Source organism: Acidimicrobiales bacterium (assembly GCA_035533095.1).
Taxonomy (GTDB): Bacteria; Actinomycetota; Acidimicrobiia; order Acidimicrobiales; family Palsa-688; genus DATLUM01.
On sequence record DATLUM010000029.1, the window covers coordinates 1 to 2,975 of the forward strand.

Here is a 2,975-nt window from a genome sequence, read left to right on the forward strand (position 1 = left end):
AGCCAATACACCTCGCGGGAGTTCCGCGCGCTCCTGGAAGCCCACGGCGCCCTCCAGTCCCTGTCCCGCCCCCGGCAGTGCTGGGACAATGCGGTGGCGGAGAGCTTCTTCGCGACGCTCAAGGAGGAGCTCGTGCACCGCACCACGTTCCCCACGCGGGCAGCCGCACGCCGGGCCATCTTCGAGTTCATCGAGGTCTTCTACAACCGCTGCCGGCTGCACTCGACGCTCAACTACCGCACCCCAGCCGAGTACGAGGAGGAGCGCAGGCACCCAGGCAAGGCTCAGGCGGCATAGTCAAGCTGTCCGTCGAACCGGGGCAAGGCCAAGCGAGCGGACGCGGGTGGTGGATCGCTCTGTCGCTCGCGGTCCGTTCGGGCCGCCCGCCGTCTGCCGACGAGGTCCGTGGCCGGCGACAGCAGGCTCCGGCAGGTTGTGGCGGGGCGTGCCGGCCGGTTGCGCCGTCGGCGACCCGAGCTGTATATGTGTGCCATGACCCGTGATGAGCTGCTCCTGACCGCACTCCTCGGTGGCGACGCATCGACGGTCGTCCTCGCCGTGGCCGCCGGACGCTCCGAGCGCGCGGCCCGCTACGGGCTGAGGCACCTCGTCAAGACCGGTCTCGTCTGGAGCCCGGAGCGCGGCCGCTGGCGACTCAGCGAGGCCGGACGGGCCATCGCCGCCACCATCACTCAGCCCCCAGCGGCCCCGGCCGAGACGCTCGCTCCGGACGCGGCGGACTACGCCAGCACTAACCCGCAGGCGGCAGTTACGCACTCGAGCGACGCACAGACGGCATCCGCTGCGGGGGGCGCGTGGAGCGTCCCCGCGTGGCTCTGGGCGCTCGGAGCGATCGTCCTGGGCGCCGTCGCGCTCGTGTCGTTGGTCGCTCGGCCGCCGACCGACGCTGCACCGGAGCCCCCGTCGCCTGCGCCGCTCCCCGGTGGCTGGCCGTACACTGACTGGCAGACCTGGGTCCCGTAGGCGAGAGCGCTTCACGGGGCGCTCCGAAACGGGAGCTGCGCCGCGGCGCATGTTCCGTGCGGCGGAGGCACCTTGCTCGGGCTGCGCCAGAACGGGGTCTCTTCGTGGCTCGCCCGGCCTTCCGCGGTCCTTCTCAGCCGCGCGCTCTTCGCCCGAAGTGCCTCCCTCAGGGTGTGCAGGAGACCACCGACCACACATTCCTCGACAGCGCCCTCATCACGCCACCACGCTGCAAGGAGGAACGGACGGCCACGTGCTTGACACCCTCTCCACACTCGGTGCCATGGATGTGAAACCCGTCAACCTGAGCGACGCGCTCGGATCGTTCGACGATGTCTACAGCCCACGGATCGTGGCCCACCTGAATGACTACGACGTGAAGATCGCCCATACCAAGGGCGAGCACGTCTGGCACGTCCACGCTGAGACCGACGAGTTCTTCCTGGTCCTCGAAGGCCGCTTCGATGTCGCAATGCGCGAGGCCGATGGCACCGAGCACACCGTCGCGCTGCGGAAGGGCGATACGTTCGTCGTGCCCAAGGGCACCGAGCACAGGCCGTCCTCATCGGGTGGGGCGATCCTCATGTTCGAGCCGTCGGGGACCTCGACGACCGGGGACCGCCATGAGGGAGCGATCCCGGACTACGTCGACAGCACCCCGGGCCACGCGTTGACGTGACCCGGCTCTCCGCCGCGTCCTGTCGGCTCGGCCGATGATTGCATGACCCGCAACGCCGATCCGGCGACGGCTGGTCGCAGCGTCCGTCGTAGTGCCCGCAACTTCGCTCGACCATAGGGGATCGAACCAACGTCACCCAGCCTCCGCTTGACCTGGCGAGCACGGGCGGCGTTCGACACAACGTCGCGATGGAGCTGATGGAGCCCTCGGACCCGTCCCGAAAGAGGACCTTCTGGTACGCCGCAGACTGCTCGATGCGGCGATCGCTGCAGTCTCCCGGTCAGGAGCCAACGTTGTGGAGGTGCTCCCGGGCGTGGCCCGCGGCCATATCGCGAAAGCCGAGAGGGGGTCATGCCCGCGGGAGTGATTTGGCGCATCCCAAGAGGCGCTGGAACCCTCAGGGTCTGCTGAGCTGAGCATGCCCCGGGCCCAGTCACCCGGGCCCTGCTCAGGCCATCATGCCTACGGCGACTCGGATGCAGGACAACCGTCCTGCTGGTGGAGGATCATCAGGCGTCATGACAGCCGACTCCAAGCAGCTCCTGATCACCGGTGTGAGCTCCGGTCTCGGCCGCGCTTTCGCCCTCTAGGCAGTGCGCGTCGGCCACCGCGTCGTCGGTACGGTCAGGACTCCTGAGGCGGCCGCCGCGTTCGAGGCCGGCGGAGACGAACAGGGCCACGGCGATCCTACTCGATGTCACCGATGAGCAGGCAGTTCTGGCGGCGATCGCACAGGTCGAGCAGAACCAAGGCCCAATCGACGTGCTCATCGCAAGTGCGGGCTACGGGCACGAGGGACTCTTCGAGGAGTCCACGATGGCCGATCTGCGCCGGCAGTTCGAAGTCAACGTCTTCGGGACTGTGGCGGTGATCCGGGCAGTCCTGCCCGGTATGCGTCAGAGGCGGTCCGGCGCCACATCCTCGCCGTGACCTCCATCGGCGGTCTCACGACCTCTCCTAGCCTGTCCTTCTACCACGGCAGCAAGTACGCCATGGAGGGGATCCTCGAGTCGTTGGGCAAGGAGGTGGCGCCCCTGGGCATCTACGTGACCGCCATCGAGCCCGGACCATTCCGGACGGACTGGTCCGGGCGCTCGATGGAGCACAGCTCACGCACCATCCACGACTACGACGAGTTCTATGAGCCCATCCGCGAGGCCCGAGCCCGGTACGACGGCCAGCAACCCGGCGATCCTGACAAGGCCGCCGCGGCCGTGCTGAGAATCATCGATGCCGACGATCCCCCCAGGCATCTGCTGCTCGGTGCCGACGCGATGACGGCTCTGGCGGCGAGTCGAGAGGCGTTCGACCG

General features: G+C 68.5%; 6 protein-coding genes. 5 read left to right on the plus strand and 1 reads right to left on the minus strand.

All coding sequences use genetic code 11. The features are described from left to right. The 3 genes from VNF71_02815 to VNF71_02825 form a co-directional block, all read left to right on the plus strand. Positions 1 to 297: integrase core domain-containing protein (locus VNF71_02815; protein HVA73479.1), on the plus strand; the 297-nt coding region annotated here is incomplete at its 5' end. Positions 298 to 492: 195 nt separating this feature from the next. Beyond that, positions 493 to 984, plus strand: coding sequence for a hypothetical protein (locus VNF71_02820; GenBank protein ID HVA73480.1), 492 nt, complete (start codon positions 493 to 495; stop codon positions 982 to 984). A 283-nt stretch (positions 985 to 1,267) separates the two neighbouring features. Then, a complete protein-coding gene (locus VNF71_02825; protein ID HVA73481.1) occupies positions 1,268 to 1,663 on the plus strand; it encodes a cupin domain-containing protein in 396 nt (131 codons plus the stop codon). A gap of 509 nt (positions 1,664 to 2,172) precedes the next feature. Here VNF71_02825 and VNF71_02830 read toward each other — a convergent pair. After that, complete coding sequence (locus VNF71_02830) at positions 2,173 to 2,343, minus strand: hypothetical protein (protein HVA73482.1); 171 nt, start codon at positions 2,341 to 2,343, stop codon at positions 2,173 to 2,175. Positions 2,344 to 2,380: 37 nt separating this feature from the next. Between VNF71_02830 and VNF71_02835 the strand changes: the two genes are divergently transcribed. Next, positions 2,381 to 2,593 carry an SDR family NAD(P)-dependent oxidoreductase gene (locus VNF71_02835; GenBank protein HVA73483.1) on the plus strand — a complete coding sequence of 71 codons (213 nt, stop codon included), beginning with the start codon at positions 2,381 to 2,383 and terminating at the stop codon, positions 2,591 to 2,593. Then, positions 2,590 to 2,975 (plus strand): SDR family NAD(P)-dependent oxidoreductase (locus VNF71_02840; GenBank protein HVA73484.1); only part of this gene is annotated, 386 nt, incomplete at its 3' end. The genes VNF71_02835 and VNF71_02840, both read left to right, overlap by 4 nt.

Bases quoted from the DNA above. Each gene is read 5' to 3' on its own strand.
- VNF71_02820 (HVA73480.1), top strand. From the start codon at position 493: ATGACCCGTGATGAGCTGCTCCTGACCGCACTCCTCGGTGGCGACGCA.
- VNF71_02825 (HVA73481.1), top strand. From the start codon at position 1,268: ATGGATGTGAAACCCGTCAACCTGAGCGACGCGCTCGGATCGTTCGAC.